Below are 24460 nucleotides of genomic sequence, written 5' to 3'. Positions count from 1 at the left end.
ACGGCTCCTGGAAGAGCCGCGAGCAGGGAGTCCCACGTGTGACGAGGCGCGAGTTCATGGACCGTCGCTGTCGCCGAGCCAGCGCGCCGCGAGCGCGAGCGTCTCGCCGTTGTCGAGCGCAGACAGAAACTGATCCCGGTAGCGAGGATTCGAGATCTGCCCGGCACGGGACATCACGCTGCGGCGCGCCCGCGCGATCGCGTCGAGCCCCTCGGCCTGCCGGCCGCTCGCGAAGAGCGCCTCGGCCCGCACGAGCCGGATCAGCGACTCGCCCTCCTCGACCGCGCCGAGCGACTCCAGGAGGGAGAGCGCGTCGCCGGAGAGGGCGAGCGCCTCCTCGGCGCAGCCCTTCCGGAGCAGGACCCGCGCGGAGAGGGCCCACGCCGCCGCGCGCATCGGCGGCGCGCTCCGCAGGAGCTCCGCGGCCGCGCGGGCCTCGGCCTCGGCGGTGCCGAGATCGCCGCCGAGCAGCGCCGCCTTCCCCAGGTAGGCGCGGGCGATCCCCTCGGCCCTCGGATCGCCCAGCCGCTGGAACGTCGCGATCGCCTCGGCCTGGACCCGCCGGGCCTCGTCGAGATTGCCGCGGGCGCTCATCACGTTGCCCAGGTTGGTGCGGGCGACCGCGGCCAGATCCGTGAGCTCCATCTGCTCCGCCGCGCGGAGCGCGGCGCGCAGCGCGGCCTCGGCCCCCTCGTAGTCCCCGAGCTCCATGGTGATGGCGCCCAGGTTCACCCGCAGCGAGCACGCGTTGCGGCGATCGCCGCTCCGCTCGAACACCGCGAGCGCCGCCTCGATGCCGTCGAGGCAGGCGCCGAGATCGCCGGAGGTCATGGTGCGGATGGCGCGCGCCTCGTAGAGCCTGGCGAGCACCTCGACGTCGAGCGGCCGCTCCTCCTCCCCGCTGCGCTCGAGGGCCTCGATGATCCCGTCCGCCACCGCGTAGCGGCCGCCGAAGGCGAGCCAGTTGGCCCCCTCGACGAGGCAGACGTCCCTCCCGGTCAGCGCGCGCTCGCGGGGCGACGCGCCCCGCGCCGTCGCCACCCAGGACTCCACGCGATCGAAGGCCCCCTGCTTGCCAGCCGCCGTGACCACCCAGGTCACGGCGGAGTACCAGGACGACGAGCCGAGCTCGAACAGCGCGACGGCGTCGAGCGCGCGCTGCTCGGCCACGGCGAAATCGCCACGCCACACGCGAGCCTCCGCGTCGACGAGGAGCAGCCCGCCCGCCTCTGCTCCGGTCGCGCCGCACGCGAGGCCGCGCTCGGCATGGCGGATCGCGGCGAGGAGATCGTTGCCGCGCAGCGCCTGCTCCGCCGCGCGCCGGTACCACGCGGCCGCGCGCCCCGGCTGGGCGCCGCGCTCGAAGTGCTCCGCGAGCTCCGCCGCGTCGCCCTTCCCCTCCCCTTCGAGCCACTCGCCCGCCAGCCGGTGGCCGAGCCGCCGGTCGTACTCCGTCAGCGCCCCGTACGCCGCCTCCCGCACAAGGCCGTGCCGGAAGCTGTGCTCGGCGTCGTCCGCGCCCGCCTCGATCGGAGGGCCAGGCTCGGGCGCCCCGGCACGGCGCGCCGGCGAGGCCTCGCGCTCGGGCCCGTCCCCGGGCCTGCCGCGCGCGGACGACGTGGAGGAGAGGCTTTCACCAGGCGCGCCGCCCCGGCCAGGCGGCCGCCTCGGGGCGATCACCTCGCGTTCGACGAGCTCGGCGAGCCGGACCGCCACCTCGGCGTCGGCGCCGCCGAGCAGCGCGGCGACGCCGGCGGGCCGGAAGCTCTGGCCGAAGACGCTCGCCGCCCGGAGGACACGCCGCGCCTCGGGATCGAGCGCCTCGAGCCGCGCCTGCACCATCGCCAGCACCGTCTCCGGCAGCGCGGCCCCTCGCCCCTCGGCGGCAGCGCGGATCTGCTCTTCCAGGAAGAAGGCGTTGCCGTCGGCCCGCTCGATCAGCGTGCCGATGATCTCCTCCGTGAGGGCGCCGCCGAGCGCCTGGCGCGCGAGCCGCTCGCTGGCGCGGCGCGAGAGCCCCGTGAGCTCGATCTCCTGGACGCCGCGGCCGGCCCACAGCTTCGGGAACATCTCGCGCACCTCGGGCCGGCCGAGCGCCAGCACCATGAGAGGCGCGTCGCGCAGGTTGCGGAGGGCGCTGTTGATCATGCCGACCGTGGGCAGGTCGCCCCAGTGCATGTCCTCGAGGACGAGCAGCACCGGCTGCGCCGCGCACTCGGCGCGCAGGAACTCCTCCCACGCGAGGTGCAGCTGATCGCCCATGAGCACGGAGCTCCGCCGCGCTGCCCTGAGCGCCTCGCTGGCCTCGTCCGGGAAGGGCGTCCCCACGAGCTCGCCGAGGAAGGGCGCGACGTGGGCGCCGCGCTCGCCGTGACGACCGACGCGCTCGCGGATCTTGCGCTGCACCGCCGCGGCCGGCGCGCCGTCGGCGACGCCGAGCGCGCGGCGGAGCACCTGCGCCAGGAGGCCGAAGGCAGAGCCGGCGCTCATGGGGTCGCCGCGCGCGATCCAGACCGCCATGGGCTCGTCCCGCGCTCGGAGGCGCCGGAGCAGCTCGACGCGCAAGCGCGACTTGCCCATGCCGGCGGGGGCCGTCACCAGCACCGCGGACGGGGTCTGCTCCTCGATGCACTGGACGAACGTCGCCTCCAGGAGCGACAGCTCGCGGTCACGGCCCACGCACGGCGTCGGCTTGCCGAGGAGGCGCGGCACCGCCTCGAGGTCGTCGCACTCGCCGCGCAGGAGATGGCCCGCGTGATCCGACCCGAGATCGAACCGCGCGCCGAGCAGGCCGGCCGTGACCTCGTCGATGCGGACCACGCCGAGCCGCGCCTCGTCGCCGGCGAGCAGCGCGGCGGCCTGATCGATGAGCTTGCCGATGGGAGATCGGGCGGTGATCTCGGCGCGCCCCGAGACGAGCGCGACGGGCGCGCCGCCGAGCAGCACCTGCATCGCGAGCGCGCACCGCGCCCCCCGGGCGGCGAGGTCGGTCGGCGCGACGAGGCCGGACAGCACCACGACGGGAGAGCGCGCCTCGATGATCTCGAGGCGGCCCTGGTGGCGCTCGGCCAGGGCGCTGAGCGCGCGCACGCGGAGCGCGTCCTCGCCCTCGGACCGGGTAGCGTCGCTGTCGAGCGCGCCGTCGCGGGCGAGGAGGAGGCAGATCATCCGGCGCTCGCCGGTCGTCAGCTCGGGCGTCGGGCCGCCGATGGGCAGGGGGAGGCCGCGCCGCGAGGCTGGCGCGAGATCGCCGAGCGACCCGAGCTCGGCGGCCACGGCCGCGCCGTCGCGGGGGCGGTCGCGCGGGGCCTTGGCGAGCATGCGCGTCACGAGGTCGTCGAGCGCGGCCGGGACCTCGCCGCGGAGCTCCCGGAGCCGCGGCGGATCCTCGAGGAGGACCTTCACGAGCACCGAGAGGCCGTCGTTGCCGACGAACGGGGGCCGGCCGGTGAGGCAGCGGTAGAGGATGCAGCCGAGGGCGAAGACGTCGGCGCGGGCGTCGATGGCGACCTCGCCGCGCGCCTGCTCGGGGGCCATGTAGCCGGGGGTGCCGAGCATCACGCCGGGCATGGTGAGCTCCTGGCCTGCGTCCGCGACGCGCACGACGCCGAAGTCGAGGAGGGTGACCTCGTCGACGGAGCCGCCGACGAGCAGGAGGTTGCTCGGCTTGAGGTCGCGGTGGACGACGCCGAGCCGGTGGAGGGCGCCGAGCGTGGAGGCGACGCGCACGCCCAGCGAGCGGCTCTCGGGGACGGTGAGCGGCTCGCGGAGCAAGCGCTCGGCGAGCGTCTCGCCGGAGAGCCACTGCATGGCGAGGTAGAGCTCGCCGCCCTCGGTCGTGCCGTGGGCGACGTACCCGACGACCCCCGGGTGGCGGAGCGCGGCGAGCGCGTGAGCCTCCCGGCGGAAGCGGTGCGACTCCTGCGGGCCCGTGCGCTGGAGGATCTTCAGCGCGACCGGCTCGCCCGTGAGCCGATCGCGGGCGCGGAAGATCTGCGCCATGCCGCCGGAGGTCGCGTGCCCTTCGATCTCGAAGCGGTCGGCGACGATGTCACCAGCGCGCATCAGCGGTACCCCCGAGACGACTCAGAGAGCCGCAGCGCTCGCCTGTGGGGTGCTTCGGACGAGCTCATCGCAGCGACCGAGGATATCCAGAACTGCAGCGCTCTCCGTCAGCAAATTGTGCTGTAAGCAAGGCAACGTCAGGGACCGCAGCCGGTGAGCTCGCGGCGAGGGCGGATCCGAGGTTGTGCGCCTCACCACATACGAACAACGATGTACTCCACGTCTGCCCGAGTCGATTGGCCCGGCGCGTGTCCGTCCTTGGCGCCGAGTACCTCATCGACGAGCCTCACCCAGGCGCGCTTTCCGTCGAAGACCGCGACCAGCTCATGCACGGGGGCGGCGCCGGCGGCGACCAGCTCGACCGCGTAACGGCGATTGCAGACTTGCCGCGCCGCGGCGAGGAGCGCCTGCTCCGGGGTCTCGCCTCGCTGTGGCACCTTGAGCTCCAGCACGGCGCCTGGACGGCCCGGCGCGCGCGGCCGCACGAGCATGCCCGCGCGGCCGAGGCCGGACTCGCGGTTCGAGCGAACGTCGTAATCGCCCTCGAGCTGCACGAGGAGGCCAAGGATGAAGCCGTGATAGAGCTTCTCCGGCTCCCGGCCGGCGGGGTCCTGATAGGACATCACCGTGACGAGCAGGGAGCTGGCCTATGAAGGGCGTCTTGTCGACATATCCTGTCCTGCGCCCGCGCGGCGGAGCTCGCGACAATCGGACTGGCCGCGGGCTGGGACGAAGGGCATGGCGACTCGCCGCGCGCAGGGGCCATCGCTCGACGTGATGGGGTCGACGCCACCAGGGCGCGCGGGGGACTGTCCCCGGCCGCCCCCGGCGCGTCAAGGGCCCGGCCGGAATTGGAAAGTCGTCTGCTGAGCTCAGCGGCCTCGCATGTCCCGCATCCGCGCCGCCCCGATCGCGCCCGTTCCCGGCGCCGCCGCTGCTCCGCGTGGCCCGCCGCGCACCGTCGGTCTACCCTACCCAGGTGCGATCCCACGTTCTGGCCGGCTGCCTCGCGGTCCTGATCCCCGCGGCCGCGACGCTCGCGATCCCGCACGCCGAGGCCGCGGATTTCGATCCGTCCGGCCGCGGCAAGCGGCCCAGGCCGAAGGCCCCGAAGCCCGGCGGCAGCAAGCCTGGCCCCGCCGCGCGGCCGCAGCCCGCGAAGCCGCCGCAGGCGAAGCCGGAGCCGGCCGAGACCGGCGACGGGAAGCGGGGCGGCCCGTCGAGCGACGCGCTGATCGCGCGCTACACGGCCATCGTCATGAGCCAGCCGAGCGCGCCCTTCCCCCTCCAGCGCCTCGCCCAGCTCTACCGCGAGCGCGACGGGAACCTGAAGAAGCTCGTCGAGGAGTTCGAGCGCCGCGCCGCGCAGCCGGGGGCCGACGCCTGGGCCTCGAAGGTCGTGCTCGCCGGCGTCTACAAGCAGGACGGGCGCTACGACGACGCCATCAAGACCTACGAGGCCGCCATCGCGGACCGGCCCGGGGACCCGGCGGCGATGATGGCGCTCGCCCAGCTCGAGGCGGATCGCGGCGACAAGGCCCGCGCGCGCGCGCACTACGAGAAGGCGCTGCCGCTGCTCAAGGTCCCCGCGGACGTCGAGCAGACCCGGCGCACGCTGCTCGCGCTCTGCCTCGACCTCTCCGACTTCGAGGCGGCCAAGGCGCAGCACGACGCGCTCGTGAAGAACGCGCAGGGCTCGCTCTTCGTGAAGGCCGAGCTCGGGCGCGAGCTCTCGGCGCGCGGGCACCACGCGCGCGCCGAGGCCGAGTTCCGCGAGCTCGTGAAGGCCGCGGCCGGCGACAACCGGGCGCTCGCGCCGGCGCTGCGCGATCTCGGGCAGGCGCTCGCCAAGCAGAAGAAGATGGACGAGGCGCTCGCCGTGCTGAAGCGGGCGCTCGCCATCGCCGGCAGCGCCGCCGGGGTGCGGGCCGAGATCCTGCTCATCATGACCGACGCGTTCCGCGCCGAGGGCAAGCTCGCGGAGCTCATCGCGATCCTCGAGGCCGAGAAGGGGCAGGACTTCCAGCGGCTCGCGACGCTGGGCGCCCTGTACGAGGAGACCGGCGACGTCGACAAGGCGATCGGGATCTACAGGAGGGCGCTCGCGCTCGACGGCAAGCACATCGACACGCGGCTCCGGCTCGTCCACCTGCTCCAGACCGCCGGCGAGCTCGACGCCGCGATCCGCGAGTACGAGCTCCTGATCAAGGCGGCCCCGGGCAACGCAGACTTCGTCTTCGAGCTGTGCGAGACGCTCATCCAGCGGGGCGACCGGCCCAAGGCGCTCGCGCTGCTCACCCAGCTCGAGGGGCGCGTCGCGGACGAGGCCGAGACGCTCGCGGCCGTCGCCGACTTCTACGAGCGGGTGGAGGAGAAGGACCGGGCCCTCAAGGTGCTCCAGCGGCTCGCCGGGGCCGCGGGCGGCGATCCGAGCCACCTCGTCGACCTGGGCGACCGGTACTTCCAGGCCGGAGACAAGAAGAAGGCGCTGGAGACGTGGGCGCGCATCAAGCAGGTCGTGCCGAGCCGGGCGCGCGCCGCGGCCACGCTCGGCGAGGTGTACCTCGACCACGACATGGTGGCGGAGGCGCTCGCCGCGCTCCGGGAGGCGGTGCAGCTCGAGCCCGCGAACAGCCGCTACAAGAAGGCGCTCGCGATCGCGCTGGAGCGCACCGCGAGCGCGCTCGGCAACGCGGGGCCGCGCTACACGGAGGCGCGCGAGCTCTGGGAGCAGCTGCTCGCCGGGGCGGGCAACGACAAGCTGCTCGCGCGCGAGGCGCGCACCCACATCGTCAGCCTCTGGTCGCTCACCCACGAGCTGCCGAGCCGCGTCGCGCCGCTCGCCGCGCGCTTCAACGCGACCCCGCCCGACCTGGAGGCGGGGCGGCTGCTCGCGGAGGTGCAGCGCAAGCTGCACAGGCTTCCCGACGCCGAGGCCACGCTCCGGAGGCTGGTCCAGGCCGCGCCGGGCGACGAGGACTCGCTCCTCGCGCTGGAGCGCGTGCTCGTGCTCCAGCAGAACCTCCTCGGCGCGATCGACGTGCTGGGCAAGCTCGTCGAGGTGAACCCGAAGCGGGCCCGCGAGTTCTACCAGCGCATGGCGCAGTACGCCGCGGAGCTGTACCGCGACGACGACGCGATCCGGTACGCCGCGCGGGCCGTCGAGCTGTCGCCCGAGGACGCGAGCGGCCACCAGAAGCTCGGCGACATGTACCGCCGGCGGCAGGACTTCCCGCGCGCGATCGCCGAGTACCGGCAGGCGCTCGCGAAGAACGACCGGCTGTTCGCGGTGTACTTCGACCTCGCCGAGCTGCTGCTCACCGCGGGGCAGGCCGACGAGGCCGACCGGCTCTTCCGCCGGGTGGTGAGGGCGTCGAACGACGAGGAGCTCGTCGCGCGCGCGGCGCGGATGTCGATGCAGGTGAACCTCGGCAGGGGCTCGCTCGAGGTGCTCGAGCGCGAGCTCCTGCCGGTCGCGGTCGGCAACCCGCAGAAGCCGCTCTACCGGCGGCTGCTCGTGGAGCTCTACGGCGCGATGACCTTCCCGCTGATGCAGAAGGTCCGCGGCGAGGGCCGCGCGGCGAGCGCGGCGGCGCGCGCGGAGCTCGCGAAGATCGGCGCCCGCGCCGTGAAGCCGCTGCTCGACGCGCTCGCGGACGAGAAGGAGTCGCAGCAGAAGGTCGCGATCGAGGTGCTGGCCTACGTCGAGAACAAGGGCGCCGGGCCGGCGCTCTACAACTTCGCGGTCGGCCAGGCAGACAAGGGCCTGCGCGCCCGCGCGATGATCGCGTGCGGCGCGCTGCGCGATCCGGCCATGCTGGAGCGCTACGAGCAGATGCTCGCGCCGCGCGACGCGGCGGCGAGCGTGCTGCCGAACGACGCGGTCGCGGTCGCCGCGACGTGGGGCGTGGCGCGGCTCGCGGCGGGCGGCGGGCGGCCGGCGGCCAAGGCGGTGGCGCTGCTCGCGCGGCTCCTGTCGTCGCCGGCGCCGGAGGTGCGGGCGCTCGCGGCGGTCGGCCTCGGGCTGACGCACGACCGGAAGCACGCCGCGGCGCTGTCCGCGGTCGCGAGGGCGCCCGAGGCCGGCTCCGTGCCGCGCGCCGCCGCGGTCCGCGCGCTGGGCGAGCTCGCGGGCGGCGGCGAGGGGCCCGCGCTGTTCATGTCGCTCGCCGACTCGAGCGAGCCGGAGCTCCGCCGCGCGGCGCTGCTCACGCTCGCGCGGCTCGGCGGCGGCGGCAGCGCGGGACCCGGGGGAAGCGGCGCCGGCGAGGCCGAGGCGGTCGCCGCGGGCGGGGCCGCCCAGGCGATCGCGGCCGGCGCGTTCTCGTCGGACGAGGGGCTGCGCGCCGCCGCGGTGTCGGCGGCGGTCGCGCTCACGCGGCGCGCGTACCCGCGCACGCGCGAGCCGCTGCCGGTGCCGGACGGCGCGCTGACGGTGAAGGGCGTGCTCGCGGGGCTCGACCCCGATCCGCCCGGCCCGGAGGATCGCGCGGCCGCGCTCGTGGCGCTCGGCCCGGCGCTGCAGAAGGCCGCGGTCGCCGCGGTCGCGACGTCGCCCGAGCGGGCCCTGGTCGTCGCGGACGCGATCCTGTCGCGCGGCGCGGCCGTGTCGGGCGGGGCAGGCGGCGATCGCGGCGCCGGCGGGGGCGTCGCGGCGCTCGGGCTCGCGCCGTTCACGGACGGGCGCGCGGCGCTCGCCCCGGAGCCGAGGCGGCAGGTGGAGGCCGCCGTCGAGGGGATCGCGGCGGCGGTCGTGAGCGGGTTCGTGGCGCTCGTGCGGCACCCGGCGATCGAGGTGCGCACGCGCGCGGTCGAGCTGCTCGCGACCCGGCCCGAGCCGGAGGCGCAGGCCGCGGTGGTCGACGCGCTCGGCGATCCCGAGGAGAGCGTGCGGCGCGCGGCGCTCGCGGCGCTCGGCGCGGTCCGGCACGGACCGGCGATCGCGGCCGTCTCGGAGCTCCTGCGGACCTCGTCGAGCTGGCCGCTGCGCGTGCGCGCGGCGGAGGCGCTGGGTCGGCTCGGCGCGCCGGGCGGGGGCGCGGGCGGCGGCAGGCCCAGTCAGGTGGCCGAGACGCTCGGCGAGGCGGCCCGCGCCGACGCGTACGCCCTGGTGCGCGAGGCGGCGGCCCGCGCCCTCGCCTCCGCGGACCGCGCGGCGGCGGCGCCGGTGCTCCGGCAGCTCGCGGCGAGCGATCCCGAGCCGCGCGTCCGCCAGACCGCGGCCGAGCTGATGCGGAGCGCCGCGCCTTGAGCCGCGCCGCTCCGCCCGGACCGCGGCGCCGCGCGCTGCGGCTCGCGCCGCTCGCCCTCGCCGGCGCGATGAGCGCCGGCGGGGCGGCCGGCTGCGACGACCTGAGCCGGTTCTCGACGGCCGACGGGGAGGCGTACTGCGGCGCGATCACGCTGGGCGGCGCGTTCCGCGCCGGCCTGAGCCCGCGGGTGCAGATGCGGCTCACGCTCGACGCGGACGCGCTCGACGGGCCAGAGCCGCCTGGCGCGCTGTGGACCTACGAGGCGCCCGACGGGGCCACGTCCGAGCGGCGCCTCCTCGACGGCGCGCCGCTGCGGCCGATCGGCGCGCTCGCCCACGACCCGCTGTCGCGGCTGGAGTTCGGGGAGGGCCGGGAGCGCAACGCGATCTACGCGGTCGACGCGTCGGAGCCGGAGGCGGAGCCGCTGCTCGCGGTGCTGTCGCTGCGCACGGACGCGTCGGTCGAGGTCCGCCTGCTCCGGCCTGGCCGGGCGCCGCTCGCGCCGGGCGAGGCAGAGGCGGCGGGGCAGCGGCAGGTGTTTGGCAATTTCAGGCTGACGCGGCGGGCAGGGACATGCGGGTTCTAGGGATCGAGACATCGTGTGATGAGACGGCGGCGGCGGTGGTCACCGAGGGAGGCGACGTCCTCTCCGACGTCGTGCGCAGCCAGGTGGCGCTGCACGCGCCTTACGGGGGCGTCGTGCCCGAGGTCGCGGCGCGCGACCACGCGCGCGCGGTGGTCCCGGTGGTGCGCGAGGCGCTCTCGCGCGCGGGCGTCTCGGCGGCGGATCTCGACGGCGTCGCGGTGACGTCGCGGCCGGGGCTCGCCGGGGCGCTGCTCGTCGGCCTGCAGGCCGCGAAGGGGCTCGCGTGGGCCGCGGGCAAGCCGCTCGTGGGCGTCGATCACCTCGTGGGGCACCTGCTCGCGGTGTTCCTGCGGCGGGGCGGCGCGCCGCTCTCCGACGAGCGCGAGCGGCCGTCGTTCCCGTACGTGGCGCTGCTCGCCTCGGGCGGGCACACGGCCATCTACCGGGTGGATGGCCCGGCGATCGGCGCGATCCGGGAGCTCGGCGCGACGCGCGACGACGCGGCGGGCGAGGCGTTCGACAAGGTGGCGAAGCTGCTCGGCCTCGGCTATCCGGGCGGGCCGGTGGTCGATCGGCTCGCGGCCGGGGGCGACGCGGCGGCCGCGGCGGACGCGGTGCCGGCGCTGATGGCGCGCAAGGAGTCGCTGGAGTTCAGCTTCTCCGGCATCAAGAGCTCGGTCGCGCGGCATGTGGCGAAGCGGGGGCGGCCGGAGGGGCAGGCGCTCCGCGACCTGTGCGCGGCGTTCCAGGGGGCCGTGGTCGACGCGCTCGTGCAGAAGACCGTGCGGGCCGCGCGGGCCGAGGGGATCGGGCGGGTGGTCCTCGGCGGTGGGGTCGCGGCGAACCAGGGGCTCCGCGCGAAGATGGCCGCGGCGTGCGAGCGGCGGGGCCTCGCGCTGTTCGTGCCGCCGCTCGCGAGCTGCACGGACAACGGGGCGATGATCGCGTATGCGGGCGCGCTGCGGCTCGCGGCCGGGGAGCGGGACACGCTGGATCTCGCGCCGGAGACGAGGACGGCGCTGCCGCGGGTGACCCGCAAGGGTGGTGGCGCGAGGTGATCGGGACAGGCCGGTAGCGGGAGCGGCGCGAGGGCGCGGAGGACGCGGAGGACGCGGATCCTGTATCTGTGGGGACATGGCGTCCGGTGGCGGACGGTGGCGGACAGTGGCGGACAGTGAAGTGATGGCTCGTGCTGGGGATTACCTCGGACTTGTACGCTGCGGCGAGCCGTGGTCTGATGCGTTCTCAGGATTCAGGCCGGTCCGCGCTTGCCGTTCTTCCGGCCGCGCGGGACAGGACAGGGCGGGATAGCCCGCCCGGCGGGGCGCGAGGATTGTAAGCCATGCAGCAGGTTGTTCTACCGATAGTGCTCGGGTTGATTGCGGTGGCGTGCGGCGCAGGCGCCGTGTTCCTGTTGATGCAGGCCACGCAGCTGAAGCGGAAGCTTCAGGACGCGAACCAGCACATCGAGGCGCTCCGGCAGGCGAAGGGCCAGCTGGATCAGCTGCGGGCGCAGTATGGGCAGATCCAGCAGGCGCTCGAGATCGCGAGGAGCGACGATCGCCAGAAGGTCGATTGGCTCGACGCCCAGCAGAAGGAGATCGACTGGTACAAGAGCGAGCTCGAGAGCCGGCCGAAGATCACGCAGAAGCGGTACAAGATCCTGACGCTCGGCATCAAGTGGACCGGCAAGACGTCGCTCACGCTCAAGTGGGCGAATCCTCTCGTGGATCTGGGCACGCTGCAGGGGACGAAGATCGAGCGTTACGAGCGGACCGTCAGCCACGTTCTCACGAAAGAGGTGTTGACGGAGCACGTGTTCGAGGTCGGCGACTGGGGCGGCGAGCACATCGTGGACGCGCAGCAGGAGCTCATCATGGAGGAGGTCCATGGGCTCTTGATGGTCGTGGATCTGGCGGGCAAGGACGGGCAGAAGGTCGAGCCGTCGCGGATCCAGGAGCAGCTCCGGGAGTTTCAGCCGCAGTCGCTGCAGTTCTTCTTCAGCCCGAAGACGCTGGCCTCGTGCAAGGCGGTTGTGCTCTTCATCAACAAGTCCGATGTTCTGTCCGGTACGCCGGCCGAGGTGGAGCGGGAGGCGCGCGGGTATTACAAGACGCTCATCGACAGCCTGGAGCGGTACAAGAACAACATCGACATTCGCGTGCTCGTCGGGTCGGCGAGCTACGGGCACAGCACGCATCACCTGTTCTCGCACTTCGTGGAGAAGATCCTCCCGAAGAACGCGTATGATCCGCAGCTCCTGCAGCGGATGAAGCAGGACATCAGCGGGCATTCGGCGTTGTCGCGGACCGCGGCGCTCCCTGCCCCGCCGGTGCCGCAGCAGGTCAGGCCCAATGTACGGTAGCGAGGGCGCTTCGGGGTATGTGATCCCGCGGTACCGCGCGCCGGCGGACGCGGCGTGGTATCACGTGCTGCACGGGAACATCCCGGGGCACCAGATCGACTTCATGTACTGCCCGGAGGTGCCGCAAGGGCCCCTCACGACGACGCAGTTCAGCCACCTGGCGCGGCTGATGAAGTACATCGAGCCTGCGACGGGGGCGACGCACGCGTTCGCGATTGGCAATCTGTCGAGGGATGACACGCAGCACGAGCCTGGCCACGGGGCGGTGGGGCTCATCTTCGGTTTCCGGATCGGCGGGGCGGTCGACCATGCCGGGCGGGGGAACCCGCCGTTCGCGCACGGGATCGTCGCGGTGGATCGGGACCTCGGGTATGCGACGCTGCTGGAGGCGTCGGCGACGTTTTACCGGCACGTGATGAACGCGACGGAGCTGAACTCGTCGGCGGGCATGTTCTACCGCGAGTACGTGAGTGCGGTGCGGGAGGCGCCGGAGCGGGTGGCGCACGTGCTGGAGCGGTATGTCGAGGAGTTCGGCGATCTGCCGTATCTCCGGCGGAGCGGCGCGACGTGGGACTGGGTGGCCGACGAGGGGGCGCAGCCGAAGCGGGTGGTGATCGTCCACAAGCCGGATGAGCCCTTCGGGTCGATCGCGCTCGCGGCGGCGAAGATCGCGACGGTGTTGTACCGGTCGAACATCAAGTGGACGTCGATCACGAGCGGGCGGGAGGCGGATATCCCGGGCGGGGTATCGGTGCGGTTCGTGCGGGAGCGGGACGTCACGATGGAGGACCGGCACGGGGTGCTGATCCGGATCGAGGAGGTCTCGGAGGACGAGGGGGAGATCGCGCGCGGGATGTTCGGGGCGCGGCCGCTGGCCGAGGTGGAGGAGAAGCCGCAGTTCGGCGGCGGATGGCGCGAGCGGTTCGCGGCGCAGCAGGGCGGCACGGGGCCGGTGGGCGTGGCGGGCGCGATGCCGGGGGTGGCGCTGCAGGAGCGGCGGGTGCCGGGGTCGATGCCGCCGTCGCAAAAGGGCGTGGCGGGGCCGGCGGGGCCGGCGTCGCAGCAGGTTGGGCCGAAGGGGACGCTGGTCATCGATTCGGAGAAGCTGCTGGGGAGCGCGGCGCTGGCGGCGGGGGTCGAGGCCGGAGGCACGGGGCCCGTGCGGATGGGCCAGGCGGCGGCGGGGAATGCCGTGCCGGCGCAGGCGGCGAGCGGCGTTGCGGGGCGGGCGGCGAGCGGCGGGGCGTGGAGCGCGCCGGCGGGGCCGATGCCGGCCGCCGGCTTGGAAGAGCGCGACGAGATCCCGGTCATCGTGGAGAAGCCGGCGTCGTCGCGGACGTGGATCTGGGCCGTCGCGGGGCTCGGCTTCGTGGCCGTGGCGGGCATGGTCGCGGTGCTGGTATCGCAGGGGACGCCCGGGGGTGGGACGGCGACGCCGGAGGCAACGGGGCCGGGCGTGGCGCCGCCCTCGGGGAGCGCAGCGGCGCCGGGGTTGAGTGCCGAGGCCGGCACGGCGGCGACGACAGGCTCGCCCGCCACGACGGCGCGGCCGGAGGCGACGGCGAAGCCGCAGGCGGGGCAGGAGCAGCCGCAGCAGGGTGAGCCGCTGCCGAAGGCGCAGCCATCGGGGCGGACAAGGAACACCAAGGTAGGTGGGACTGCGCCGGGGCGCTTGGACGCGAAGCCCAGAGGGGGTAAGGTGCCGCCGTCGAGCACTGCCGTCCCGCCTCTCCCCGAAGGGAAGCCTGAGTTCTGATGACTCCGACGATGAGGAAGCAACCGCTGCTGTGGAGCTGGAGCGTGGCGGTGGCGTTGATGACGCAGGCGGCGGGCGCGCAGCAGCCGGCCACCGCGGCCGCCGCCGGCGAGACCGACGCGCTGACGGACAAGGCGCGACAGCTCTACGAAGAGGGGAGACAGGCGGCAGCGGCGGGGAAATGGGCCGACGCGCACGCGTCCTTCCTCGCGGCGTGGGCGATCAAGCCCCATTACCAGATCGCGTCGAATCTGGGGGTCGCGTGCCTCAAGCTGGGCAAGCACCGCGACGCGGCAGAGTACCTGACGCGGTATCTGCGCGAGGCGCCGGCCACCAAGGTGAACGAGCGACAGAACGCCGAGGCGTCGCTGAAGGAGGCGCTCGCGAAGGTCGCATCCGTGACGGTGCAGGTGACGCCGGCAGGGGCGGAGGTGACGGTCGACGGGGCGGTCGTGGGCAAGGCGCCGCTCGCGGATCGGGTGTTCTTGGCACCGGGCGAGCACGAGATCGGGGCGAAGCTCGAGGGATACGCGCCTGCGACGCGTCCCCTCGCGGCGGTAGCGGGCCGTGCGGAGACGGTGACGGTGCAGCTGGAGCGCGCGCCGGTCGCTGGCGTGGGAGCGCGTCCTTTCGTGGTGGAGCCGGCGGCGCCGGTGGCGCCGCGCAATGAGTTGCGGACGCCGTTGCTCGTCGCAGGCGGGGTCGTGGCGGGCGCCGGCATCGTGACGGGCGTCGTCTTCGCGGTGCTCTCCGGCAATCGAGCCGATCGCGCAGAAGAGGTCAGGAACGAGCTGAGCGGTCGCTGGAACGGCGAGCGTCTATGCCCCGACGGGGACGTCCCGAAGTGCAGGGAGCTCAAGGACGCGGTGCTCGACGAGATCCACTTCAGCAACATCGGGTTCTGGAGCCTTGTCGCGGGAGGCACGGTCGGGGTCGGCACGCTGGTCTACGGACTGGTAACAATGAATGCCGAGCCTCCGAAACCGGGTCAGGGCGCACGCGTGGCGCCGCTCCTCGGACCGGGCACTGCCGGGGTTTCGCTCAGCGGAAGTTTTTGAGCTTACCTACTTCGAAGGGAGAAGGCCGAACCATGCGTCGTCGTGCCCATCTTGCTGCTGTGATCCTCCTGGCGACGATGGCCATGGGATCCATAGGGCCTCGATGCGACAGCGAGTCTGAGATAAAGATCCTGGCGCTGGAAAGTGCCCCCAGCGGAACAGCAGGAGGGCCGCCGGATCCGCCGCCGAACTGTGTGCCAGGAGAGGGCGAAGGGTGGGAGGCCGACGCGTTGTGTGGTGGGATCTTCGTGAGGCTCGACGGAGACGATGAGAACGCCGGGACGCCGGACGCGCCGGTGAAGTCGTTGGGGAGAGCCATCGCCCTCGCGACCGCCCTCCCCGATGCCACGAAGAAGAACGTATATGCCTGCGCCGAGACGTTCGAAGAGAAGGTCGAGATCCAGGCAGCTGTGACGCTGTTTGGTGGACTCGACTGCGCGAATGGCTGGGGATGGATAGGCGATCAGAAGCGGACGACGCTGACGGCCGAGGCTGGGACCATCCCTCTCACGATGCATGGGGGCGGATCAGTTCGGATGGAGGACGTGCATGTCCTTGCTGAATCCGTTCTGACGTCCGGTGCGTCGTCGATCGCGGCGATGGCCGATGGTGTCACGGTCTCGCTGGCGCGCTGCACGATTGAGGCAAGTGATGCTGCACCCGGCGCCGATCAGCGCCAGGACACGAACAGCGCGACGCGCGGTGGCGATGGGAACCCAGGTGAAAGTGGGTGCATGGCCGCTGTGACCGTCGGCGGTGCCGAGCAATTCAACGACTGCGAAGATGATGCTGGCGACTCCCTCGGCGGCATCGGCGGAGTAGGGCAGCCGAGCAGCGGTGGCTCCGGCGACAATGGCACACCGGATACCTCGGCCAATGGCGGAGCCGGGCAGATGTCAAACGGAACTCTCTGCGCCCCCGGCAAGGTTGGCGCAGAGGGCACGCCCGGCGAGCCAGGCGCCGGGGCCGTGGCTCTTGGTACCCTCTCACAAGGTGGCTACACCGGCGAAGCCGGCGATCCCGGCCTGCCCGGGATCACGGCGCAGGGTGGCGGCGGCGGTGGCGGCGCGCGCGGAGTTCCCCAGAGCGGCTCCTCCGGGCGTTCCTGCCCTGACCCCAATGCCAAGGGAGTTGGCGGCGCCAGCGGCGGCTCGGGCGGCGCGGGCGGCTGCGGTGGCAAGGGCGGTCTCGGGGGCGGCGCCGGCGGCGCCAGCATCGCGCTCATCAGCCTCGACTCCACCCTCCAGCTCCACGACGTCACCCTGAAGACAGGCCGCGGTGGCAAGGGCGGCGACGGCGCTCCAGGACAGCCCGGCGGCGACGGCGGCAACGGCGGTCAGGGCGGCAAGGCGCTATCGGGCGGCTCCGCATCCGGCCTCAACGACGCCTGCGACGGCGGCAACGGCGGCAGCGGCGGTCAGGGCGGCCGCGGCGGCGGCGGCCGCGGCGGTCACTCCATGGGCATCGCCTTTCGCGGCACGCCGCCGCCCATGGACACGAACGGCCTCCATTTCGAGCTCGGCGAGCCCGGCCTCGGCGGCGAGGGGGACGGGACCAGCGGCGACGGCACCCCCGGAGCCAAGGCGCCGACGCTAGATTTCTCCTCCCCGTGACGCCACCGTGCCCCGCGGTGGCCAGGTCTCATGTACTTGCCCGCACGCGTTCTTTCCCTGAGGACAAATCGTGAGCAAGAGTGCGGCGATGAACCACCGTTCTGCAGCGGCCAGCCTGCTCCTCCTCGGCGTCCTATGCACGTCGCCTGCGGCGGCGCAGGACGCTCCTGCGCTGGCACAGAGCAAGGCAGCCGCCGTCGCGCTCGCGGAGCAGGGATGGGCCCACTACGAGGCGCAGCGATACGCCGAGGCGCTCCTCGCGTTTCGTCAGGCCGAGACGAAAGCGCACGCGTCCCCGTTCCTTCTCATGGTGGCGCGCTGCTACGTCAAGCTCGGCCGCTTCCTCGAGGCGCGCGATGTGTATCGGCTCGTCGTGGACGAGAAGCTCGCGCCCGGCGCTCCGTCTGCTTTCGCGGAGGCGAAAGCCAGCGCGACGAAGGAGCTCGCCGAGCTGGAAGGACGCACCCCGACCGTGGAAATCACCGTCACGGGAACCGTTCCTGCCGGGCTGGAGTTGACGCTCGATGCCCTCCCCATCCAGCTCGCTACCCCCGTGCAGCGCGATCCCGGCGATCACACCCTGGTCGTTCGCACCCCCGGGCGCCGTCCCTTGACCAAGACGGTTCACCTGACCGAGGGAGCGAGAGAACGCGTCGCCCTCGATCAGGCCGCGATCGATGCGCTGCCAATCGTTGAGCGGCCGGCAGCCGAACGCATCCCATCCCCAAGCGCGAGTGCGCGCGCTGCCCCATCGATCTCCTCGGTACTGACAACATCGCGCGATGACGTCCGGACGACAGCGCTCGTCGGAGGCGGAATTGCGGCGGGCGCTGGCGTCGTGGCGGGCGCGGTACTCACGGTGATGGCCAACGCGCGGGCGAGCGAGGCAGAGCAGAAGAAGGATGCGTTGCTCGCCAACGGGTACAGCGAATCTTCCTGTCGTGGCATGAACCAGACCGGCTGCAATGGCCTCAGGGATACGGTATATGCCAAGGTTGATCTCAGCAACGCGGCGTTCTGGAGCTTCGTGGCAGGCGGGGCGATCGGGGCTGGCACGCTTGTGTATGGGCTCGTGACGAGGAAGCCTGTTGAGGTGGCGCCAGGCGTGCGGGCAGCGCCGCTCCTGGGGCCGAGCGTTGCCGGACTCTCGCTCACCGGACAGCTCTGATCTCGCATTCCTGGACAGGAGGAGTTTGCACTATGCGTCGCCGCGCTCGTGTCGCCTCGGTGCTCTTTCTAGCGACGATGGCCCTGGCCGCCGGCGAGACCGGATGCCTCCTCCCATTCGCCACCGACTGCGCGGACATCTTTGCCTGCCAAGGGGACGTCGGAGCCGGAGGGCCGCCGGATCCGCCGCCGCAGTGCGTACCAGGAGAGGGCGAAGGGTGGAAGGCCGACGCGTTGTGTGGTGGGATCTTCGTGAGGGCCGATGGGGACGATGAGAACGCCGGGACGCCGGACGCGCCGGTGAAGTCGTTGGGGAAAGCCATCGCCCTCGCGACCGCCCTCCCCGATGCCACGAAGAAGAACGTGTATGCGTGCGCCGAGACGTTCGAAGAGAAGGTCGAGATCCAGGCAGATGTGACGCTGTTTGGTGGACTCGACTGCGCGAACGGCTGGCAATGGATCGGCGAACAGAAGCGGACGACGCTGACGGCCGAGACTGGGACCATCCCTCTCACGATGCATGGGGGAGGATCAGTTCGGATGGAGGACATCGATGTCCTTGCGAGCTCCATTCCGCAGGAGGATCCGGCGCTGTTCGGGGCGTCGTCCATCGCGGCCGTGGCCGATGGTGTCACGGTCTCGCTGGCGCGCTGCACGATTGAGGCAAGTGATGCTGCACCTGGCGCCGATCAACGCCAGGACACGAACGGCGCGATGCGCGGTGGCGATGGGAACCCAGGTGAAGCTGGGTGCATGGCCTCTGTTACCGCCGGCGGTGCCGAGCCAGTCAACGACTGCGAAGATGGAGTCGAGGACTCCACCGGCGGCCCTGGCGGTGTGGGACAGGCCCTCAGCGGTAGCAGCGGCACCGATGGCTTGCCAGATGGCTCGGCCAATGGCGGAGCCGGGCAGACGTCAGGGGGAACTTCCTGCATGAATGGCCGGGATGGCGACCCTGGCACCTCCGGCGAGCCAGGCGCTGGGGCCAGGGCTCGCGGCACCCTCACACAAGGTGGCTACACCGGCACATCCGGCGATCCCGGGCTGCCCGGGATCACGGCGCAGGGGGGCGGTGGCGGTGGCGGCGCTCGCGGTGTTCCCGGCAGTGGCTCCTCCGGGCGTTCCTGCCCCGACCCCAATGCCAAGGGAGTCGGCGGCCCCAGCGGCGGCTCGGGCGGCGCGGGCGGCTGCGGTGGCAAGGGCGGCCTCGGGGGTTCCGCCGGCGGCGCGAGCATCGCGCTCATCAGCCTCGACTCCACTCTACAGCTCCACGACGTCACCCTGAAGACAGGCAGCGGTGGCAAGGGCGGCAACGGCGCTCCAGGACAGCCCGGCGGCACCGGCGGCGCCGGCGGTGAGGGCGGCAAGGCGCTATCGGGCGCCTCCGGCCTTGACGACGCCTGCGACGGCGGCCGCGGCGGTCAGGGCGGTCAGGGCGGTCGCGGCGGCGGCGGCCGCGGCGGTCACTCCATCGGCATCGCCTTTCGCGGCACGCCGCCGCCCATGGATGCGAACGACCTCCAATTCGAGCTCGGCGAGCCCGGCCTCGGCGGCGAGGGAGACGGGAGCAACGGCGACGGCTCCCCCGGAGCCAAGGAGCAGACGCTCGATTTCACCTCCCCGTGACGCCATGGCCCCATCGATGGCCCCTCGCGCGTCTCGCGCTCCCCCGATGGCCCCGCGGTCGCGCCAGCGGCGTCGCTCGGTGCGGCCCGCTTCCCGAGGTGTCACCACTGCACCGAGAGGAGCGCAGACACGCCGTCAGCACCCCTGACCTCAGCATCAGCCACGCGCCGGAGCTTCCGTCCCCCATGCCCGCATCGGGAGAATCCCGGTCGCCACCGCATCGCCGCCTGCCCCGCGCCTCCCTCCGCCAGCCGCCGCCACCCGATCCACCCCCGCTCGCCTTCATCCTCTTCCTCCCCCACGCCCGGATCCGCTAGCCTCTCCCCTCCTCCCGAACTCCCGCCCATGCACCTCGGCGCCGGCTCCGTCCTCATCGGCAAGTACCGCCTCGATCGCCCGCTCTCCCGCGGCGGCATGGGCTCGGTCTGGGTCGCGCACCACCTCCAGCTCGGCACGCCGGTCGCCGTCAAGTTCATGGACCCGGCCTACGCCAACTCGCCCGCGTTCCGCGCCCGCTTCGAGCGCGAGGCGCGCGCGGCCGCCCAGCTCAGGACCCCGCACGTCGTCAAGGTGCAGGACTTCGGCATTCACGAGGGCGTCCCGTACCTCGTCATGGAGCTCCTCCAGGGCGAGGACCTCAACGCGCGCCTCCTGCGGCGCGGCCGCCTCCCGCTGCTGGAGGCGCATCGCATCCTCGCCCAGACCGGCAAGGCCCTACGCAGCGCGCACGACGCCGGCCTCGTCCATCGCGACCTCAAGCCCGCCAACCTCTTCCTCGCGCGCGTCGACGGCGAGGACGAGGACATGGTGAAACTCCTCGACTTCGGCATCGCCAAGGAGACCACCTCGAAGCTCGTCGCCGACGCCTCCACGACGGGCGAGGTGATGGGCTCGCCCCACTACATGAGCCCGGAGCAGCTCCGCGCCGAGCGCGACGTCGACGCGCGCAGCGACCTCTGGGCGCTCGGGGTCATCCTGTTCCGCATGGTCACGGGATACCTCCCCTTCCCCGGCGATGTGCTCGCGCAGGTCATGACCAGGATCCTCGTCGACCCGATCCCCTCCGCGACCCAGCTCGCCCCCGGCCTGCCCCCGACCATCGACGCCTTCTTCCACCGGGCGCTGGCGCGCGATCGGGCCCACCGGTTCCAGACCGTCCGCGAGATGGTCGACGAGTTCGCGCGCATCGCGGGCGCGCCGCGGTTCGCGTCGTCCGTGTCCGACGCGCACGGACCGTTCCCCCTGGCCCCCACCGGCTTCGTTCCAGGGGCGGCGACGCCCCTGCCCGGAATGCCACTGGGGCCGGGCGGCACGACCCCCGGCGGGCCGCTCGCCTCTTCCCCGGCGCCGCTGGCGGGCTCTGTCTCGGCGGGCACGCTGACTGGCACGATCGATCCTGCCAAGCCGTCCGGTGGACGGCGCTCGGTCGCGTGGACGACGTGGCTCATCGCCGCGGGCGCCGCGGCTGCCGTCAGCGGGCTCGGCGTGACGCTCGGAGCGTACTATGGCGGGCAGGCCGAGCTTCCCTCTCCCGCAGACGCCCCGGCGACCACCGAGCTCGCGGCCTCCCGCCCGGAGATCACCACCCGCGACGCCCCGTCCGCGCCCCCTGCGAGTCGCCTTGCTGCAGAGACGTCGACCGCTGCACCCCTCGTCGTGCCGTCTGCGCCGGTGACGGATGCGGGTTCGGACACCGCCTCCGAGCCATCAGCGCAAGACCCCACGCCGCCCAGCGAACCGGCAGCCGTTCGCACCGGCGCGCCGGCAGCGGGTCGCACGGGCGCGCCGAGCGACGATCGCGGCCCTGTTGCGCCACCCGCCGGCACACAGCCCCCGAGCGGCCCCGCCCCCCACAGCACATCCCCTCGGCGACCGTCTCCGCCGACACCCCCCAGCCCGCCGCAGACGTCGAAGCAAACGAAGCCGCGCTGGGGGATCTGAGGGAAGTCGAAGGGAGGGGAGCAGCGGTCTCCGGCGCTCCGAGAGCACGCTTCTCCCTCCGGTAAGCCCCTGGGCCGAGGCCGTCGCCGCGCAGCACGGCGGCAGGGCGGCGTGCTGCGGAGCCGCTGCACCATCACGCCCTGCGTGGAACGGGTGGACAAAAGCTTCCGTCACGGCGCGGAAGAAGTACGGTTCGCGCTCCAGGGTGGGTAAAGTACGGCTGTACGCGTCTTCCGAACCGCAGCTCCCTGGAGCACCGCTGGACTCCTTATGACGACGAACCGCCCGCTGCTGTGGACCTTGAGCATCGCCGTCGCCTTGCTGGCACCTGCCGCCGGAGCGCAGCAGGCGGCCCCTCGGGCCGAGGCGCAGGAGAGCGACGCGCTGACGGACAGGGCGCGCCAGCTCTTCGAAGACGGGGTGAAGGCAGCCAACGCGGGAAAGTGGGCCGATGCGCACGCGGCGTTCCTCGCGGCGTGGGGGCTGAAGCCGCACTACCAGATCGCCTCGAACCTGGGCGTGGCCTGCCTCCGGGTGGGCAAGCCCCGCGACGCCGCCGAGTACCTCACGCGCTACCTCCGCGAGGCCCCCGCGACGAAGGTCCAGGAGCGGCAGCGCGCAGAGGCGTCGCTGCAGGAGGCGCGGGCGCAGGTCGCGGCGGTCACGGTCCGCGTCGCGCCGGGCGGGGCCGAGGTGACCGTCAACGGGGCGAGCGTCGGACGAGCGCCGCTCGCGGATCCCGTGTTCCTCGACCCGGGGCGGCACGACGTCAGTGCGAAGCTCGACGGGTATGTCCTGCAGACGCGCTCGGTCGAGGCGACCGCCGGCGGCACGGAGGCGGTGGTCCTCGATCTGCAGCGCACCCCGGCGCCCGACGCGAGGCGCGCCGGAGCGGAGCAGAGCGGCTTGCCGGCTCCCGAGGTGCCGCGGGGCAGCGGGAGGACGGCGGTGCTCGTCACGGGTGGGGTCGCGACCGGCGTTGGCGCCGCGGCGGGCGTGCTCTTCACGGTGCTGGCCAACAAGCGGGCCGGAGAGGCCGAGACGCTGAAGAATACGCTGCTCGCCCAGAAGCCGAACGCGTGCTCGCTCACGTCCCGCTCCCGAGATTGCGTTCGACAGGGCGAGGTGCTCGACGAGAGCGCGCTCTACAGCAACGTGGCGTTCTGGAGCTTCGCGGGAGCCGGCACGGTCGGCCTCGGAACGCTGCTCTATGCCCTCGTGAGCGGCCCCGAGGCGCGCGTGCAGGTGACGCCCAGGGTGGGAATCAACGACGTGGGTCTCTCGGTGGGCGGGGCGTTCTGACGACCGGGATCTGAACTCAAGACGATGGAGAATGGCTGATGCCTCGGACTGCCCGTACCGCCGCGCTGCTCGTCCTCGGAACGACGGCCGCCGGCCTCGATCTGGCTGGCTGCTTCCCGTACGCGAACCACGACGATTGCGCGCACAAGCCCATGTACTGTCCAGGGGAAGCAGGAGGCGCAGGAGGCGTGGGCACCGGAGGGACCGGGGGCGCCGCGGGGAGCGGGGGCGCGGGCGGAAGCGGAGGTGCTGGGGGGAGCGGAGGTGCTGGGGGAGGGCCGCCGCCCCTGGTGTGCGTGCCCAGCGACCAGGGCTGGACCGCCGACGCGCGCTGCGGCGTGTTCGTGTCGGCCACGGCGAGCGACGGCGGGAACGGGGCGCCCGAGGCACCGGTGAAGACGCTCGCCGAGGCCATCGCGCTCGCCGCGCGGATCGAGGACGAGAGCGCGCGACGCGTGTACGCGTGCGCCGACGAGTTCGAGGAAACGCTCACGGTGCAATCGAGCGTGACCGTCTTCGGCGCACTCGATTGCACCGCGAACTGGCGGTGGGGCGATGAACCGAAGACCACGCTGAGGGCGACGCCCGGAGCCGTGCCGCTGACGATGCGCGTCGTCGGCGGGACGGTACACCTGGAGGATCTCCATATCATCGCTCCGTCGATCCCCGAGGAGGACGCGGGGACCTCCGCCATCGCAGCGATCGCCGATCACTCCAAGGTCGACCTGGTCCGGTGTGTGCTCGAGGCAGGGGATGCAGCCCCCGGGGCCTCGGGGGCCGCACCTCCCCCTCCGCGCGACCAGGCACCCGACGGCATCGACGGCAATCCCGCTTGCTCGAACACTGCGGTGCAAACAGCACAGCCCGAGACGAATGATTGCGGCACCACCATGGATACCACCGACGACTCGCGCGGCGGCCTGGGTGGCAATGGTCTGAATATCCGCGGGACCTCCGGCAACATAGGTTATCCAGACGAGAAGAACAACGACAACGCCGGGGGATACAATAGTGCAACCGCGACGTGCAGCGCGGGCAGGGGGGGTAGCAACGGTGACCTTGGCATCGCTGGCGCAGGGGCACGCGGCGTCGGCCAGCTCTCCAGCACCGGCTACGCCGGCGTACCCGGCGGTGATGGCCAACGCGGGAAGACCGCCCAGGGCGGCGGGGGTGGCGGGGGCTCCCGCGGGAGTACCCAATGCCCTGGGGACAACAATGGCGGCGCCAGCGGCGGCAACGGCGGCGCTGGCGGCTGCGGCGGCGCTGGCGGCAAGGGCGGCTCTCCAGGGGGGTCGAGCATCGCCCTGGTGAGCCTCGACGCGAAACTCACGTTCCGTGACGTCCGCCTGATCGCCGGCGATGGCGGCAGGGGCGGCGAGGGCGCCGCCGGCCAGACCGGCGGGTCGGGTGGGAACGGCGGGAACGGTGGGGAGGGCCGGTCTTTTGGTCCCAACGATTCCGTTCTTGCTGCCTGTGGGGGCGGGCGGGGTGGCAACGGCGGCAACGGCGGCAACGGCGGCGGCGGTCAGGGCGGCCATTCCCTCGGCATCGCCTTCCTGGACACGCCGGACACCCTCCCGTCGCTCGACGGCGCCACAATCGACTTCGGCGCGGCCGGCGCCGGCGGCGAAGCCAGCGACGCCGCGCAGGACGGCGACACGGGGCTAGCCCTCCCGCTGCTGGACTTCTCGCCTTCAACATCTGCTCCGCGGCCATGAGGTCCTGTCGG

At 73.1% G+C, this 24460-nt stretch carries 14 protein-coding genes; 12 read left to right on the top strand and 2 right to left on the bottom strand.

Translation table 11 applies throughout. From position 1 onward, the window contains the following. Positions 1 to 54 precede the first annotated feature (54 nt). Positions 55 to 4065 (bottom strand): protein kinase domain-containing protein, encoded by a 4011-nt coding sequence (locus WME73_RS09160; RefSeq protein WP_437915451.1) that lies wholly within the window; start codon positions 4063 to 4065, stop codon positions 55 to 57. Between the two features lie 191 nt (positions 4066 to 4256). Next, positions 4257 to 4688, bottom strand: coding sequence for a PD-(D/E)XK nuclease domain-containing protein (locus WME73_RS09155; RefSeq protein WP_437747958.1), 432 nt, complete (start codon positions 4686 to 4688; stop codon positions 4257 to 4259). Positions 4689 to 5044: 356 nt separating this feature from the next. Here WME73_RS09155 and WME73_RS09150 point away from each other — a divergent pair, with 356 nt between their 5' ends. The 12 genes from WME73_RS09150 (at position 5045) to WME73_RS09095 (ending at position 24449) form a co-directional block, all read left to right on the top strand. After that, on the top strand, positions 5045 to 9316 hold the full coding sequence (locus WME73_RS09150) for a tetratricopeptide repeat protein (protein WP_437915450.1): 4272 nt from the start codon (positions 5045 to 5047) through the stop codon (positions 9314 to 9316). After that, entirely contained in the window at positions 9313 to 9903 is a 591-nt protein-coding gene (locus WME73_RS09145; RefSeq protein WP_437915449.1) for a hypothetical protein, read from the top strand. The genes WME73_RS09150 and WME73_RS09145 overlap by 4 nt, the downstream gene beginning before the upstream one ends. Then, positions 9891 to 10961, top strand: a complete 1071-nt coding sequence (gene tsaD, locus WME73_RS09140; protein ID WP_437745091.1) for a tRNA (adenosine(37)-N6)-threonylcarbamoyltransferase complex transferase subunit TsaD — start codon at positions 9891 to 9893, stop codon at positions 10959 to 10961. The genes WME73_RS09145 and tsaD overlap by 13 nt, the downstream gene beginning before the upstream one ends. A 284-nt stretch (positions 10962 to 11245) precedes the next feature. Then, positions 11246 to 12268 carry a hypothetical protein gene (locus WME73_RS09135; RefSeq protein WP_437745090.1) on the top strand — a complete coding sequence of 341 codons (1023 nt, stop codon included), beginning with the start codon at positions 11246 to 11248 and terminating at the stop codon, positions 12266 to 12268. Continuing rightward, positions 12258 to 14024: a hypothetical protein gene (locus WME73_RS09130; RefSeq protein WP_437915448.1), complete on the top strand. Its 1767-nt coding sequence runs from the start codon at positions 12258 to 12260 to the stop codon at positions 14022 to 14024. Before WME73_RS09135 ends, WME73_RS09130 begins: the two co-directional genes overlap by 11 nt. An 11-nt stretch (positions 14025 to 14035) precedes the next feature. After that, on the top strand, positions 14036 to 15082 hold the full coding sequence (locus WME73_RS09125) for a PEGA domain-containing protein (RefSeq protein WP_437915446.1): 1047 nt from the start codon (positions 14036 to 14038) through the stop codon (positions 15080 to 15082). Between the two features lie 734 nt (positions 15083 to 15816). Then, complete coding sequence (locus WME73_RS09120) at positions 15817 to 16695, top strand: hypothetical protein (RefSeq protein ID WP_437915445.1); 879 nt, start codon at positions 15817 to 15819, stop codon at positions 16693 to 16695. Positions 16696 to 16765: 70 nt separating this feature from the next. Further along, positions 16766 to 17863, top strand: a complete 1098-nt coding sequence (locus WME73_RS09115) for a tetratricopeptide repeat protein (RefSeq protein WP_437915444.1) — start codon at positions 16766 to 16768, stop codon at positions 17861 to 17863. A 251-nt stretch (positions 17864 to 18114) separates the two neighbouring features. After that, a complete protein-coding gene (locus tag WME73_RS09110) occupies positions 18115 to 19488 on the top strand; it encodes a PGRS family protein (RefSeq protein ID WP_437915443.1) in 1374 nt (457 codons plus the stop codon). Between the two features lie 345 nt (positions 19489 to 19833). Continuing rightward, entirely contained in the window at positions 19834 to 21429 is a 1596-nt protein-coding gene (locus WME73_RS09105; protein WP_437915442.1) for a protein kinase domain-containing protein, read from the top strand. Positions 21430 to 21699: 270 nt separating this feature from the next. Beyond that, positions 21700 to 22731: a PEGA domain-containing protein gene (locus WME73_RS09100; protein WP_437915441.1), complete on the top strand. Its 1032-nt coding sequence runs from the start codon at positions 21700 to 21702 to the stop codon at positions 22729 to 22731. 38 nt (positions 22732 to 22769) lie between these two features. After that, complete coding sequence (locus WME73_RS09095) at positions 22770 to 24449, top strand: hypothetical protein (protein WP_437915440.1); 1680 nt, start codon at positions 22770 to 22772, stop codon at positions 24447 to 24449. Positions 24450 to 24460 lie beyond the last annotated feature (11 nt).

Origin of the sequence: Sorangium sp. So ce302 (assembly GCF_051530145.1) — a bacterium.
Lineage (GTDB): Bacteria > Myxococcota_A > Polyangia > Polyangiales > Polyangiaceae > Sorangium > Sorangium cellulosum_B.
The sequence above is the reverse complement of the archived record's forward strand: the minus strand, read 5'-3'. Positions and strand labels throughout refer to the sequence as shown.